This window comes from Mediterraneibacter sp. HA8405 (genome assembly GCF_056148955.1).
Map to the genome: position 1 here is coordinate 2,154,384 of NZ_CM148758.1, position 13,980 is coordinate 2,168,363.

15 protein-coding genes are annotated in these 13,980 nt (G+C 45.9%); 2 read left to right on the forward strand and 13 right to left on the reverse strand.

All coding sequences use genetic code 11. From position 1 onward, the window contains the following. Nucleotides 1-42: 42 nt before the first annotated feature. From AC0QUU_RS10140 to spoIIIAA, 5 genes are read right to left on the reverse strand one after another with little or no spacing between them, the layout of a single operon-like run. Nucleotides 43-1,293 carry a stage III sporulation protein AE gene (locus tag AC0QUU_RS10140; RefSeq protein ID WP_474542560.1) on the reverse strand — a complete coding sequence of 417 codons (1,251 nt, stop codon included), beginning with the start codon at nucleotides 1,291-1,293 and terminating at the stop codon, nucleotides 43-45. Further along, entirely contained in the window at nucleotides 1,290-1,676 is a 387-nt protein-coding gene (gene spoIIIAD / locus AC0QUU_RS10145) for a stage III sporulation protein AD (RefSeq protein ID WP_474542562.1), read from the reverse strand. The genes AC0QUU_RS10140 and spoIIIAD overlap by 4 nt, the downstream gene beginning before the upstream one ends. 12 nt (nucleotides 1,677-1,688) lie before the next feature. Next, on the reverse strand, nucleotides 1,689-1,883 hold the full coding sequence (gene spoIIIAC / locus AC0QUU_RS10150) for a stage III sporulation protein AC (protein WP_474542564.1): 195 nt from the start codon (nucleotides 1,881-1,883) through the stop codon (nucleotides 1,689-1,691). 13 nt (nucleotides 1,884-1,896) lie between these two features. After that, nucleotides 1,897-2,415, reverse strand: a complete 519-nt coding sequence (locus tag AC0QUU_RS10155; protein ID WP_474542565.1) for a stage III sporulation protein AB — start codon at nucleotides 2,413-2,415, stop codon at nucleotides 1,897-1,899. Beyond that, on the reverse strand, nucleotides 2,400-3,341 hold the full coding sequence (gene spoIIIAA, locus AC0QUU_RS10160; RefSeq protein ID WP_474542567.1) for a stage III sporulation protein AA: 942 nt from the start codon (nucleotides 3,339-3,341) through the stop codon (nucleotides 2,400-2,402). Before spoIIIAA ends, AC0QUU_RS10155 begins: the two co-directional genes overlap by 16 nt. Nucleotides 3,342-3,562: 221 nt before the next feature. Between spoIIIAA and AC0QUU_RS10165 the strand changes: the two genes are divergently transcribed. Beyond that, a complete protein-coding gene (locus AC0QUU_RS10165; RefSeq protein WP_474542568.1) occupies nucleotides 3,563-4,078 on the forward strand; it encodes a hypothetical protein in 516 nt (171 codons plus the stop codon). 80 nt (nucleotides 4,079-4,158) lie between these two features. On the opposite strand, the gene AC0QUU_RS10170 is transcribed toward AC0QUU_RS10165, so the two are convergent. From AC0QUU_RS10170 to AC0QUU_RS10180, 3 genes are all read right to left on the reverse strand, one after another. Next, nucleotides 4,159-5,472, reverse strand: a complete 1,314-nt coding sequence (locus AC0QUU_RS10170; protein ID WP_474542569.1) for a replication-associated recombination protein A — start codon at nucleotides 5,470-5,472, stop codon at nucleotides 4,159-4,161. A 27-nt stretch (nucleotides 5,473-5,499) separates the two neighbouring features. Continuing rightward, nucleotides 5,500-6,306: a nucleotidyltransferase domain-containing protein gene (locus AC0QUU_RS10175; protein ID WP_474545563.1), complete on the reverse strand. Its 807-nt coding sequence runs from the start codon at nucleotides 6,304-6,306 to the stop codon at nucleotides 5,500-5,502. 181 nt (nucleotides 6,307-6,487) lie between these two features. Then, complete coding sequence (locus AC0QUU_RS10180) at nucleotides 6,488-8,584, reverse strand: polyribonucleotide nucleotidyltransferase (protein ID WP_474542571.1); 2,097 nt, start codon at nucleotides 8,582-8,584, stop codon at nucleotides 6,488-6,490. Nucleotides 8,585-8,879: 295 nt separating this feature from the next. On the opposite strand from AC0QUU_RS10180, the gene AC0QUU_RS10185 reads away from it, so the two are divergent. Beyond that, nucleotides 8,880-10,283 (forward strand): alanine/glycine:cation symporter family protein, encoded by a 1,404-nt coding sequence (locus tag AC0QUU_RS10185; protein WP_474542573.1) that lies wholly within the window; start codon nucleotides 8,880-8,882, stop codon nucleotides 10,281-10,283. A 62-nt stretch (nucleotides 10,284-10,345) separates the two neighbouring features. Here AC0QUU_RS10185 and rpsO read toward each other — a convergent pair whose 3' ends face one another. The 5 genes from rpsO to rbfA all read right to left on the reverse strand — a co-directional run bounded on the left by rpsO (nucleotide 10,346) and on the right by rbfA (nucleotide 13,957). Further along, on the reverse strand, nucleotides 10,346-10,612 hold the full coding sequence (rpsO, locus tag AC0QUU_RS10190) for a 30S ribosomal protein S15 (protein WP_205150344.1): 267 nt from the start codon (nucleotides 10,610-10,612) through the stop codon (nucleotides 10,346-10,348). 137 nt (nucleotides 10,613-10,749) lie between these two features. Further along, complete coding sequence (locus AC0QUU_RS10195; RefSeq protein ID WP_474542574.1) at nucleotides 10,750-11,643, reverse strand: bifunctional riboflavin kinase/FAD synthetase; 894 nt, start codon at nucleotides 11,641-11,643, stop codon at nucleotides 10,750-10,752. A gap of 16 nt (nucleotides 11,644-11,659) precedes the next feature. After that, nucleotides 11,660-12,610 (reverse strand): tRNA pseudouridine(55) synthase TruB, encoded by a 951-nt coding sequence (gene truB, locus AC0QUU_RS10200; RefSeq protein ID WP_474542575.1) that lies wholly within the window; start codon nucleotides 12,608-12,610, stop codon nucleotides 11,660-11,662. Continuing rightward, nucleotides 12,607-13,590: a DHH family phosphoesterase gene (locus tag AC0QUU_RS10205; RefSeq protein WP_474545564.1), complete on the reverse strand. Its 984-nt coding sequence runs from the start codon at nucleotides 13,588-13,590 to the stop codon at nucleotides 12,607-12,609. Before AC0QUU_RS10205 ends, truB begins: the two co-directional genes overlap by 4 nt. Next, nucleotides 13,583-13,957 (reverse strand): 30S ribosome-binding factor RbfA, encoded by a 375-nt coding sequence (gene rbfA / locus AC0QUU_RS10210; RefSeq protein ID WP_474542576.1) that lies wholly within the window; start codon nucleotides 13,955-13,957, stop codon nucleotides 13,583-13,585. Before rbfA ends, AC0QUU_RS10205 begins: the two co-directional genes overlap by 8 nt. Between the last annotated feature and the right edge of the window lie 23 nt (nucleotides 13,958-13,980).

Consider the following 13,980-nt stretch of genomic DNA (forward strand, 5'->3'; position numbering starts at 1 on the left):
GGACACCTCCGTTTTCTGTCCTTTTCTGCTTTGACCGGCGGCCTACGAAGTGGAGGCTGCCACTACCGCCACTGTAAGAAGAAACATAAGGCCCGCAGCAAAAATAATTTTTACCATCATCTCATATCCTTCGCTTACACCGCCGATACACCCGGTTATCCGTTTGTCCGACACAGGCTGTACCAGCGCTGCGGCCAGCTTATACAAAAAGGCAAGTATCAGCATCTGCAGAACGGGAACCGCGCAGATCGCCACAGTTACAACTGCCCCGGCCATACCGATTCCATTCTTAATCAGCACGGCCGTTCCCAGCACAATCTCTGTCACTCCTCCCATTGCGTTGCCGATCCAGGGCAGTGATTCTGCTGTCCTGGTAAGAGCGCTTCTTTTCAGTGTGTCAATTGCAGGAGCCAGCAGTCCCTGAACTACATTAATTCCGATCACACAGGCTGTCATTGTTTTTATAATCCACTCCACACATCTTCTGATCAGATCAGCAAATTCTGAAAGGAAATCTTCTCCTGTCAGATTCCCAAGAACCCGCACCATAATATAAATATGGACAACCGGCAGCAGGAAACGTACAATCACAATTTCTACCAGATAGATCAGAAAAAGAATTACATTATAAAAAAGCAGTGATGAGGAACTTCCGGAAGCAAATGCAACCGCCAGAAAATAGCTGGGGCATAATACACGCATAAAATTCACAAGGGAGTCCAGCTTTCCCTCCACTCCCTCCATCGCAGTCTGAAAAGCAGTCAGGCAAAATGTAATGAGCAGCATGTACAAAACATAAAAACTGATCTCCGATATTCTTTTATTCTGAAATGCCTCCGTAAAATTTGAGAATATGGCAGCAATCAGCGCAATCAGAAGAATATATACAAGATTATGCCTGTTATATCGGAATTCATAGAAAATCTGATCTCTTAAAAACCGCAGGAAAGTTTCACCTGTCTGTTCCATATCGCCGGACATCATGGCGGTAACCACTTCCTGAAAAGAGAGCTTTTCTTTTGGAAACATCTGATCCAGGCTTGACTCAATTTCCTCAAAATCAAACCGGTCCATCAGCGCCTTCTCTGTTTCCTGCTGTATAGCATCCGCTTCTTCCTCCGTCAGGGCTTCTGGCCGGCCGTTTTTTCCTGATTCTTCCTGTGTTTCCGCCTGCTCCCGCCCTGTTCCGCTTTTTGCTTTTTCCTCTGCGGCATTTACAATCCGGCTTCCCAGACCCCAAATAAGAAGTACCAGAAAAAAAGTGAGAAAGAGCTGCGGTTTTCTCCGACTCATGCAAGAAACTCCCGGATTGTCTCAAGGAGAGCAAGAAGGACCGGCATTCCCAGAGCCAGAATCGTCAGTCTGCTGAATATCTCAATCTGTACGGCTATTGTCTGATATCCCGCGTCCCTGCATACCCCGGAAGAAAATTCTGCTATATAGGTTATGCCAATCATCTTCAGCATGGTTCCCAGATATCCTGCATCCAGATTGATATACGAGCCGATCTGTTCTACTGTCCGTATAAAAATCTCCAGCCGGTCTATAATGCAGGCAAACAGAAAAATTCCTGCCGCCACGCTCATATATATTCCGTATTCCGCCCTTCCGCCTTTCAGCTGCAGAGCGAGCAGCGCTCCAATTACACCAATGGCCGCCACCTGGATCACATTCATCTTCACACCTCCTTACAGAGAAAACAACTGACGAATGGAAAGGAACAGATCATATATGTACGGCAGGATCCAGGACAGAACAAGAATAAGTCCCGCAAGGCTTGCCAGAAATGCCTGTTCGTCTCTGCCGCTGTGTTTAAGCACCTGACTTAAAATGGATACCAGAATTCCCACAGCCGCTATTTTAAATATCAGATTTATGTTCATGATCCCTCCCCGGTTAAATCAGAATCACAACCAGAAAGATTCCGGACATGATTCCGAGCCATCCGCCGATTTTTTTCTTTGCCGCCAGTCCCTCTCTGAGTTTTTCGATTTCCAGATCCATTCGATTGAGATAGAGCTGCATAGACCGGTTAAAAGTCTCTCTGTCCATCTGACCCAGAAAAGTACCGAGCTCCTTCAAAAGGACAGAATGTTCCGTCTTCAGATTCAGTTCTCTGAGATACCGGTTAATACATTTATTCCATATTCTGGAAAACCCGGACTCATCCCTGCTTTCTGTCCGCGCAGACAGCTGTCCCAGCCAGTTTCTATATGGCTCTTTCACCCGCCGCGCCACCGAAGAAAACACTTCGGACAGAGGTGCCCCCGTATATTCAATTTCTCCTTTCATCAATCCCACTATATATCGGAGATACTGTATTTTTCCCAGATATTTTTTTAATTCTGTCCCATACACATATCCGGCTCCTGCAGTGGCCGTAATAATCAGTATCCCTCCTACCAGTCTCTGCACAGCACACTCCCCCGCTCATCATAGATCCCCCGGATTTCCCCGGGATGTTTGCCGTTTCCCAGCACCACATATCTTTCAAACATCCGTCTCCGGATGAGTTCCCCCAGAACAGGCTTTCTGGAAGCCTCCTGCATATCCAGGCCATGGACGCTGGCGATCAGCTTACATCCGCACTGCATGGCATATTCTATAGCATGAATATCCTCGCTTGTGCCGATTTCATCCACAGCGATAACCTGTGGCGCCATGGATCGGATCAGCATAATCATGCCCTCTGCTTTCGGACAGCAGTCCAGAATATCTGTCCGGATTCCCAGATCATTCTGGGCGACCCCCAGATAACAGCCGCCGAGCTCAGAGCGTTCATCAACCACTCCTACGGAACTACCTTTTACATACGCATTTCCATTTGAAATCTGCCGGATCAGATCACGAATAAGCGTCGTTTTTCCGCAGCGGGGCGGAGAAATAATCAACGTATGGCACACCTGCATGTTTTTCGTAATATACGGCAGCAGACCATCTGCGCAGCCAATAACCTCATGTGACATTCTGATATTAACAGAGGAGATATGCTGGATGTTTTTTACCTTATCCTTTTCCACAATCACCTTTCCCGACACTCCGACTCTGTGCCCTCCTTCCACTGTCAGAAATCCCTGTCTTAATTCGTTCTCATATGCATAAAGGGAGTAATGGCTTATATATTCCATTGTCTCCCTTATCTCTTCTTTCGTTGTAATATGCTGTTTTCTTTCCGTCGGAAGCACTACTTCCCGGTTCCGGTAAATTACTATAAGCGGCTTTCCCGTCCGGAGCCGGATTTCCTGCAAATCATCAAAATCCGGGATATCCTCCTCCACAACCCTGCGAACACTCTTGGCAAGGATATTTAAAATCTGTGATTTTCTGTTCTGTCTCTCCATCTTGTCCACCTCTTTACACAATATATGACCAGAATCAGAAAATATGCCGGGAAGTACAGAAGTTTCTTCAGTCCCGTCCAGTCGCTTTATTGATATTCGCCATTTTTATCGAATATCAATAAATAATTATTGACATATGATAATGCGGCGCATATAATGCAGTCAGAGGCTGAATCAGAATTCACTTTTCAGTCTGCTAATATATATGAGGAGGTAATAAAATGAGGAAATATTTATGCTGCTATCTGCTGATTTTAGGTGTGTTACTGGGATGTTCAGGCTGTACGGTCGGAAATGATCACCGTATAATGCAGGAAATCAGCAACCGTCTGGATACAGACATAGCTAATGGAAAAATTGTTATAAATGAAGATTCACATTCCGGCTTTCTTAATGACGGAACTTCTATAACCGCCATTCAGTTTTCGGATGATTCCTTTCAAAATGCGGTCAAAGGAAAGAGAAACTGGAAGTCTTGTCCATTGGATAAAACCGTTCAGACGCTGCTTTATGGATATGAATCTGATGAACTAATATGCGAGCCATACATAACAGATGAAAATAACAATGCAATAATTCCTGAAATAACAAATGGTTATTATTTCCTGTATGACAGACAGGCGAAGAACGGCAGGGCGGCCGGCGCTGATATTCTGCGCCGTGATTCACTCAATTTTACCGTAGCTGTATATGATTCAGATTCAAGGATTCTTTATTATTGTGAAATGGATACCTGAACAAAATGAAACAGCGGGATTCCGCTGTTTCACTCTCCGGCACTGTTTTACCGGGAATCGGAAAGCTTGTTTTTCTGATCCTATTCCCGGCGGAAATCTTTTATCTCGCGCAGCCGCCGCGCAGTCTCTTTTTCTTCTCCTTCTTCTGTGGGATAATAATAAGTATGATCTTTCAGACTGTCAGGCATACACTGCATATGAGTCAGTTTTTCTTCCGTGTCATGGGCGTACTCATATCCTTTTCCATATCCCAGCTCCTTCATAAGTCCGGTAGGCGCATTCCTGATCTGCATAGGCACCGGTTCTGCGCGAAGCGTACGCACATCTTTTTTGCATGACTCGCATGCGGTATACAGCGCATTTGACTTCGGTGCCATAGACAGATATACCACTGCATGAGTCAGATGGACGTCACATTCCGGCATGCCAAGGAAATAACAGGCCTGATATGCGGCTACCGCCACCTGGAGCGCCCGGCTGTCTGCCATTCCCACATCCTCGCTGGCAAAACGAATCAGCCTTCTTGCAATATACAATGGATTTTCTCCGCCTTCCAGCATCCGCATCATCCAGTAGATGGCTGCGTCCGGATCACTGTTGCGCATGGATTTATGCAGGGCAGAAATTAAATTGTAATGTTCTTCACCGTTTTTATCATACAGAAGAGATTTTCTGCTGATACACTGTTCCAGAATTTCCGGCGCAACAGTTATGCCTTCCGGGCTGATCTCGCCATTGAGCACTGCCATTTCAAGAGTATTTAACGCAGTACGCGCGTCTCCGTTTGCAAACGCCGCAATCGCCCGGACGCTGTCATCGGAAATCCGGACATTCTGTCCGCCGAATCCTTTCGGACTTTTCAAAGCATTGCAAAGCAGTTTTACCAGGTCTTCCTCTTCCAGCGCTTTCAGCACAAACACTCTGCACCGCGAGAGAAGCGCCGCATTGATTTCAAAAGACGGATTTTCCGTTGTCGCGCCGATCAGAATAATACTCCCCCGCTCCACAAAAGGAAGAAAGGCATCCTGCTGCGCCTTATTGAACCGATGAATCTCATCCACAAAAAGAACGGTGCGAAGTCCGACTCTCCGGCTCTGCTCTGCCCGTTTCATCACTTCTTTTATTTCCTTGATTCCGCTTGTCACGGCGCTGAAATTGATAAATTCAGACTGAGTCCTGCCCGCAATAATACTGGCAAGGGTTGTTTTTCCTACACCGGGAGGTCCCCAGAAGATCATCGAAGATATGTGATCCTGTTCGATCAGCTGGCGCAGTATTTTTCCCCTGCCCAGAAGATGCTCCTGTCCCACGAACTCCTCCAGAGAATCCGGCCTGACTCTGCTGGCCAGAGGAGTCATGGATTTGTTGTTTTCAAATAACGTCATCTGTTCCATCTCTTCACCCTCCAGACTGTTCTGCTGTTACACTGTTTTTCCATTCGGGACATCCTGATTATTATCCGGCTCCAGTTCTCTGTAGTCCTCCGGAAGCCTTTTCATCCAACTCTCCTCACTCACATTGGAGAAAAAATGCTTCAGGGAATTCCGGGGATAGTACAGCCTTATTTTTTCTTTTCTGTATCCCAGCTTAGACTGCTGTTCCTTTACTACATCTATGATATTTTTTTCCAGCTTTTCATATCCCTGTTCAAAAGTCCCTTCATTGATCAGTCCTTTTGCCCATTGAAACAGTATTTCAGACATTTCCTTAAAATTCACTTTATTCCCGCGCTTCAGTTCCGCACTGATTCGGATGATCTTTTCAGCATTTCCGCCCACTTGCTCTGCCAGATCTCTGTGTTTTTTCACATAAGTTCCTGTATTTTTAAAACAGGAAGCCTGAATCACAAATACTGCTGATTTATACAGGCTTTTCAGAATCTCCTCGTTTTTTTCATACAGCATGTTATGGACACAGCCATGATAAATATTACATGCGCCGATTTTCACAGCTCGCTCCACAGCTGCTTTATCCAGAAGCGGAAGCAATTCATCCAGACATCCTTTGAGAGGTTTCGTGTCATAATAAAACTGAAATAAATCAGAAGGTTCCCAGTTTAACAGTTCTTCTTTTCCTGAAAGGAATCCACAGATCAGCTCTCTGTCCGGGAGAGAATCGAGCATTTCATCGTATCTCCTGATATCTTCCGGGGAAAGCGTATCAAGTATTACCACAAGATCAATATCGCTGTTCTCCGAAGCCTCGCCTCTGCCCCGGCTTCCCTGCAGCTATTTCTATAAACGATAACACAAAAAGCATCATCGAACAAGTGTTTGTTTTAAAGTAACTAACAGTTGCAAAAAAATCCGGAATATATCTCTTCTGCACAGGCAAACACCACTTTTGCATTATAAGATATATCCCGGAAACTTCTGTTGTTAATCGCTTATCTCTTTATACTATATCAAATTATTCTGCTACATCGCGGATACTGAAGCTGAATCTCCCCATCTTGTCCTTGCCAAGGCAGACAGCTTTTACAACATCACCGACAGAAAGTACATCCTCAACTTTATTTACCCTTTGCTTGGATATCTTGGAAATGTGTACCAGTCCTTCCTTACCCGGAGCAAATTCAAGGAATGCGCCGAAATCCTTGATGCTGACTACTTTTCCTTCAAACACCTGTCCGGCCTCAAACTCCGTAACAATTGTATGGATCAGTTTTGCAGCTTTATCCATACCTTCTTTCTCTGTACCACAGATAGATACGAAACCGTCATCTTCAATGTCAATTTTAACACCTGTCTGCTCGATGATAGCGTTAATAGTCTTACCGCGCTGTCCCACAACCTCGCCGATCTGCTGAGGATCAATCTGCATCTGGATAATCTTCGGAGCATAAGGTCCAACTTCCGGTCTCGGCTCGGCAATCGCTTTGCTCATCACCTCATCCATAATATAAGTTCTTGCCTTCTTAGTTGCGGCAATTGCCTCTTCGATAATCGGTCTTGTCAGTCCGTGAATCTTAATATCCATCTGAATCGCTGTGATTCCTTTATGAGTGCCTGCTACTTTGAAGTCCATATCCCCGAAGAAATCTTCCAGTCCCTGAATATCTGTCAGGACAAGATACTCATCATCTGTCTCTCCCGTCACAAGTCCCGCGGAAATACCTGCTACAGCGGATTTAATCGGCACGCCCGCAGCCATAAGTGACATACTGGATGCACATACACTGGCCTGAGATGTGGAACCATTTGACTCGAACGTCTCAGATACCGTGCGGATTGCATAGGGGAACTCTTTCTCATCCGGAAGCACCGGAAGGAGTGCACGTTCAGCCAGCGCGCCATGACCGATCTCGCGGCGTCCCGGTCCTCTGGAAGGTCTTGTCTCACCTACAGAGTAAGACGGGAAATTATAGTGGTGCATATATCTTTTGGATGTCTCAGTCTCATCCAGCCCATCCAGTCTCTGTGCCTCGGAAAGCGGAGCCAGAGTAGTAACGGTACAGATCTGAGTCTGTCCTCTTGTAAACATTGCGGAGCCGTGAACTCTCGGGATCAGGTCAACTTCCGCGTCAAGCGGTCTGATCTGATCAATCGCACGTCCATCCGGGCGTTTATGATCTTTTAAGATCATCTTTCTCACTGTCTTCTTCTGATACTGGTATACGGCTTCACCAAGAACATCAAGCCATTCTTCATTATCAGCAAACGCCTCCTCAAGTTTTTCTGTAATCACACGGATATTTTCTTCTCTTGTCTGCTTGTCGTCAGTAAATACTGCTTTTTCCATCTGATCCGGAGTTACAATTTCTTCGATCGCATCAAATAGCTGCTGCGGAACGGCACAGCTCTCATACACATGCTTCGGCTTTCCGCACTCTGCCACGATTGTATCAATAAAAGCAATCACTTCCTGGTTTACTTCGTGCGCCGCAAAAATCGCATCGATCATCTGCGCCTCCGGAATTTCATTTGCACCGGCCTCGATCATGATTACTTTTTCTCTTGTGGACGCTACAGTCAGCGCCAGATCAGAAACTTCCTTCTGGGCTGCTGTCGGGTTAAATACAAACTGACCGTCAACCAGTCCTACCTGTGTTGTAGAAATCGGACCATCAAACGGAATGTCTGAAATACTTACCGCAATTGCGGCTCCCAGCATCGCTGTAAGCTCAGGGCTGCAATCCTGGTCTACAGAAAGAACCAGATTTTCCAGTGTTACGTCATTTCTATAATCTTTCGGAAACAGCGGACGCATGGGACGGTCGATTACACGGTCTGTCAGAATCGCATTTTCAGATGCTTTTCCTTCTCTTTTGTTAAATCCTCCCGGAATCTTGCCCACTGCATAGAGACGCTCATTATACTCTACACTTAAGGGAAAGAAATCAATTCCTTCTCTCGGCTTTTCAGACGCTGTTGCCGTACAAAGTACCGTTGTGTCTCCATAGTGCATCAGTACTGCGCCATTGGCCTGTTTTGCCACTCTGTCAACATCAACTCTCAGAGTCCTGCCGGCCAGTTCCATTTCATATTTTTTGTATTCTTTGTGCATGGTCTTCTCCTTTTTGTCTTTTCCTTTTTCATATGGGCAGGAATCTCCGAAACTACTGAAAAACATACTAAAAACAGCTATTAATATGCTTTTCAGTGGTCTCGGCTATATTCATCCGCTCATAATCTAAATGATTATATCACATAATATATAGATACGCAAACAGAATTTTAAACCTAATCCCCCGAATCTGCTGGACAAAGTCCACGTCATACGATATTATATGAAGGCATGTCTAACTGGAAAATATTAACTTAAAAAAGGAAAACCAAAAGAGGAAAGAGAGGATTTTATTTTGTTTACAGATTTCATTAACTCACTGAGCGATCTGCTCTACAGCAATATCCTGATTGTCCTGTTACTGGGGACAGGCATTTATTTTTCAATCAGGACGCGATTCGTACAGTTCCGCCTTTTTCCGGAATCGATACGCATAGTCGCGCAGCCCGGATCGGACGATAAAGGACTGTCTTCCTTCCAGGCGCTGATGGTATCCACCGCCTCCAGGGTCGGAACAGGAAATATCGCAGGCATCTCCACAGCGATCTGCCTGGGAGGCCCGGGAGCCGTATTCTGGATGTGGCTCACCGCTCTTCTGGGAAGCGCGTCTGCGTTTATTGAGAGCACGCTTGCCCAGATCTACAAGCGCCGCGCCGAAGACGGAAGTTCCTACGGCGGGCCTGCCTACTATATCCAGGCCGCACTGAAAAAGCACTGGATTGGCGCACTGTTCGCCGTTTTTCTGATTCTGACATACATGGGCGGTTTCAATCTGGTAGCTTCTTTCAATATCGCCGATTCCTTCCGGGCCTACGGATTTTTTGATGAAGCCAGCACTCCGCTGATTATCGGGATTGTTCTTGCTCTTGTTTTTGCTCTGAGTATCTTTGGAGGAAGTAAACAGATCTCTAAAATCACAGAGATTCTTGTTCCTTTTATGGGCATCTTCTATCTGCTGGTATCACTTTATGTTGTTGTCACTCATTACAGCCTGATTCCCCGGATGTTTTCCGATATTTTTTCAAATGCATTCGACTTCAGAGCCATCTTCGGAGGATTTGCCGGATCCTGTATTATGCACGGCATTAAACGGGGACTGTTTTCCAACGAAGCCGGAGTCGGTTCTGCTCCGAATGCGGCGGCAAGCGCTGCTGTTTCTCATCCGGTTAAACAGGGTCTTGTTCAGATGCTGTCTGTTTTTATCGATACCATTCTGATCTGCTCCGCCACATCATTTATGCTGCTTTGCTCCGGTGTCGCACCCAGCACTGAGCTTAAAGGTATGCCCTGGGTTCAGGCAGCGGCTTCTAATTCCCTGGGGCAGTTCGGCACCATATTCATTTCCATTGCCTTGTGCCTGTTTGCCTTTACCACACTGATCGGCAACTTTTATTACGCAGAAATGGGGCTGAAATATCTCTGCGGAAGAACACCCGGCAAAGCGCTGCTTAATGCCTTCCGCATTATCGCGGCTCTGATTGTCCTGGCAGGCTCTGTTATGGAATTCGGACTTGTGTGGAGCACTGCTGACGTCCTGATGGGCTTTATGGCGCTGATCAATCTCCCCGTCATTATCATTCTGGGAGGTCCGGCGCTGAAATGTATGCGGGATTATATGAAACAGAAAAAAGAGGGAAAAGATCCTGTATTCAAAGCCGCCGATATCGGACTGAAAGACAAAACAGATTTCTGGAATTAAAAAAAGTGCCACATTGGAAATCAATTCCGAATGTGGCACTTTTTTTACAGTGACTTTTTAAATTATTTTCTAAGTCCAAGTCTCTCAATCAGAGAACGGTATCTCTCAATGTCAACTTTCTTCAGGTATGCAAGAAGTCCTCTTCTCTGTCCTACCATCTTCAGAAGTCCTCTTCTTGAATGATGATCCTTCGGATTTGCCTTGAAGTGCTCTGTCAGCTCATTGATTCTTGCTGTCAGAATAGCGATCTGAACCTCCGGTGAACCTGTGTCTCCTTCGCTTCTTCCATACTCTTTGATGATTGCCTGTTTCTTTTCTTTTGCGATCATTTTTGTTCCTCCTTAAAATACTCTTGATAAACCGCCTGATATTAAGTAATGGTTGGAGTAAATCCAATTACCGAACACCGGCTGTTTTTACACCTCGACCAGTATAGCACAGCTCTGTCATATTGTAAATCCAAAAATCAGCTTTTTTGAAAATATTCTTCACCGAACCGGATATCTCTCATCACCTGGTTTTTCAGTTCTTCTACAGAAGCAAATTTCGTCTCCGGACGCTCGAACGCGCAAAACTGTGCCCGGATTTCTTTTCCGTATGCGTCCCCTTCATAGTCAAATACAAAGACTTCCAGAAGACGTTTGTGCTCATTTGTCACAGTAGGCTTAATCCCTGCATTCCCGATGGCGTCATACCACTTTCCGTCAATCTGGACCCGGCATGCATAGACGCCGAACCTGGGCAGAATTTTATGTTCCCCGGGCTCAATATTCATTGTCGGGAATCCCAGGGTACGCCCCAGACGTTTTCCATGTTCGACGATTCCGGACATTTCATAGGGATATCCAAGCAGTTCATTGGCCAGTTCAACCTCTCCCCGGGATAATGCCTCTTTGATATAGCTGCTGCTGATTACCCGGCCCTGATACTGTTCCTTTTCAATAACATCCAGTGTATATCCCCGGCTTTCTGCAAAATCTGCCAGCATAGCTGTATTCCCTTTTTTCTGGTATCCGAAGTGGAAATCTGTACCTACCACAATGTGAGATGCATGAAGGGTACCGCAAAGAATGCGGTCAATAAATTCTTCTGCTTCCATCTCTCTTAAAGCCCTGGTAAACGGGTATTCCACCAGATAGTCGATTTTCCCTTCCAGTCTCTGTTTTCTCTCGGTTTTTGTCATAAGCGAATCTCTGCCCATATCAAAGGCACAAAGCACGCTGTCACATTCCGGACTCTTATACTCCATAATTCTGTTCACCAGCTTCTGATGCCCTCTGTGAAGGCCGTCAAATTTTCCCAGCGTAACCGCTGTTTTTTTTGTCCACCGGTGTGATTCGATTCCTGTAATTATCTGCATATCTGTCCTGCACCTTCTATCGCTGTGTTTTGTCGCCTGTTGTTTTCCCTGGCCGGAGTTCTTCCGGATCAAGAAACATTTTTTTCAGTATAAACTTCCGTTTATCCCCGTCATATACGTATATGGCAATAAAGTGTCCTGCTTCATCGTATACCCGGTACTCTTCCCCCGGATTACATTCCGCCCGCTTCTGCAGACATACGGGTGAAAACGGGCCTCCGTTGTATGCGATCCGGGCGCAGGATTCTTTCAGGGTAACGAGTTTCAGTTCCGAAAAGATCTCATCCACCGGAATCACAAGTTCCATTAACCGTCCCTGTTGCTTTTTTTCTTCCACCTGACTTAGTTTCACACTATCCTTCAGAGAAAATCTCCCGGAACGGATACGTTTCAGACTTTCCATACACCCGCCTGTACCCAGACTTTCTCCGATATCATGGCAGAGTGTACGAATATATGTGCCCTTGGAACATTCCACTTCCATACGGATACGGGGCAGACTCATCTCCAGAATCCTGATCTGAAAAATGTGTACTTTCCTGCTTTTTCTCTCTACTGTTTTGCCCTCCCTGGCAAGCTCATAGAGTTTTTTTCCATTTACCTTAAGAGCAGAATACATCGGCGGGATCTGGTTATACTCGCCGATGAATCTGTATATATGATCTGCAGCTTCCTCCGGAGAAATACAGGATGTGTCACATTCTTTCAGAACAGTTCCCGACAGATCCTGAGTATCCGTTGTCTTTCCCAGCAGCAGCACTGCCTCATAAGTTTTGTTTCTGTCCGTCAGCATATCGCAGAGCTTTGTAGCTCTGCCCAGACATACAGGAAGCACCCCTTCCGCATCCGGATCCAGGGTGCCTGTATGCCCGATTTTTTTCTGTCCCACAATTCTCCTCAGGCAGGCTACAACATCGTGGGATGTATATCCTTTTTCTTTATAAATATTCAGAACTCCGTTGATCATACTTCTTCCGCGGCTCCCTTATCCAGCTGAAGCGCGATCTGTTCGGTAATGTTATTGATCACGTCATGACTTGACCCCTGCATGGTCACGCCTGCAGCGCGCACATGGCCGCCGCCACCGAAATACTGGGCAATTTTGCTGACATCGACCTTTCCCTTTGAACGGAGGCTGACTTTAAATTTCTGTGCCTCTGTCTCATGGAGAAACATTGCCACTTCCACGCCTTTGGTCAGCCGCAGCTGGGATACAATGCCTTCCAGATCTGATGGCTTGGCCTGAAAGAATTCCATGGATTTTTTGCGGATTACAGACACAATGCACCTTTTATCCAGAATCAGCATGCTTTCCAGAAGTGCGCGTCCCAGAATCTGATTCTGTACATAAGTCTTCTCATAATACGTCTTATCAATAATTTCATTTCCGTCAATGCCTTTGCGCATCAGTTCCGCCGCTATCTCCATAGTCTCCGGAGAAGTACAGGAATACTGAAATACACCGGTATCATGTGCAATTCCCATATACAGAGCTTCCGCCGCCCGTTTGCTGATCTTGCCGCTGTCCAGAAGTGTAAAAACAAGTTCAGATGTGGAACTTGCATCCGGCACTATGTAGTTAAGATCGGCAAAGGCGCTGTTGCTGACATGATGGTCGATACACAGGGTTTCTCCCGCGCTTTCAAACAGCGGAGAAGAGAATCCCAGACGTCCCGGATCTCCACAGTCAAGGCAGATAAAAAGATCATATTTCTTTTTTTCCGGGATCTGACTCTTCACTTCATCTGTACACGCAATTATACGATATGCCTCCGGAACTTCTTCCAGATAAACATCAATTTCCAGTTCCGGATACTGCTCTTTCAGATACATATACAGCCCCAGGCTGGACCCTACACAGTCGCCGTCCGGGCGGATATGGCCACCCAGAGCAATGCTGTGTTTTTCTTTCAGAATATCATCCAAAACAATTTTCATATTATTCATCAGCTCCATTTTTCAAATCTCTTGTCACTTCATCTATCTTTCTGCTGATATTCACTCCATATTCAATCGACTGATCCATAATAAATGTAATTTCCGGAGTGTTCCTCATATTTACCGTGCGGGCCAGTTCGCGGCGGATATATCCTTCCGCGCTCTGAAGGCCCTTAATCGTATCCTGCTGCGCCTTCTCATCTCCCAGAACGCTGATATAAGCCTTACAGGTTTTCAGATCCGGAGCCACTTCTACGGCAACTACGGAAGTCATAGGGGCCACTCGCGGATCTTTGATTCCGTTCTGCAGGATAATGCTCAGTTCTCTCTGAACTTCTGCATTTACTCTTGTATTTTTAATACTGTTTTTTCTCATAGACGCTCCTTTCCGTCAGAAAG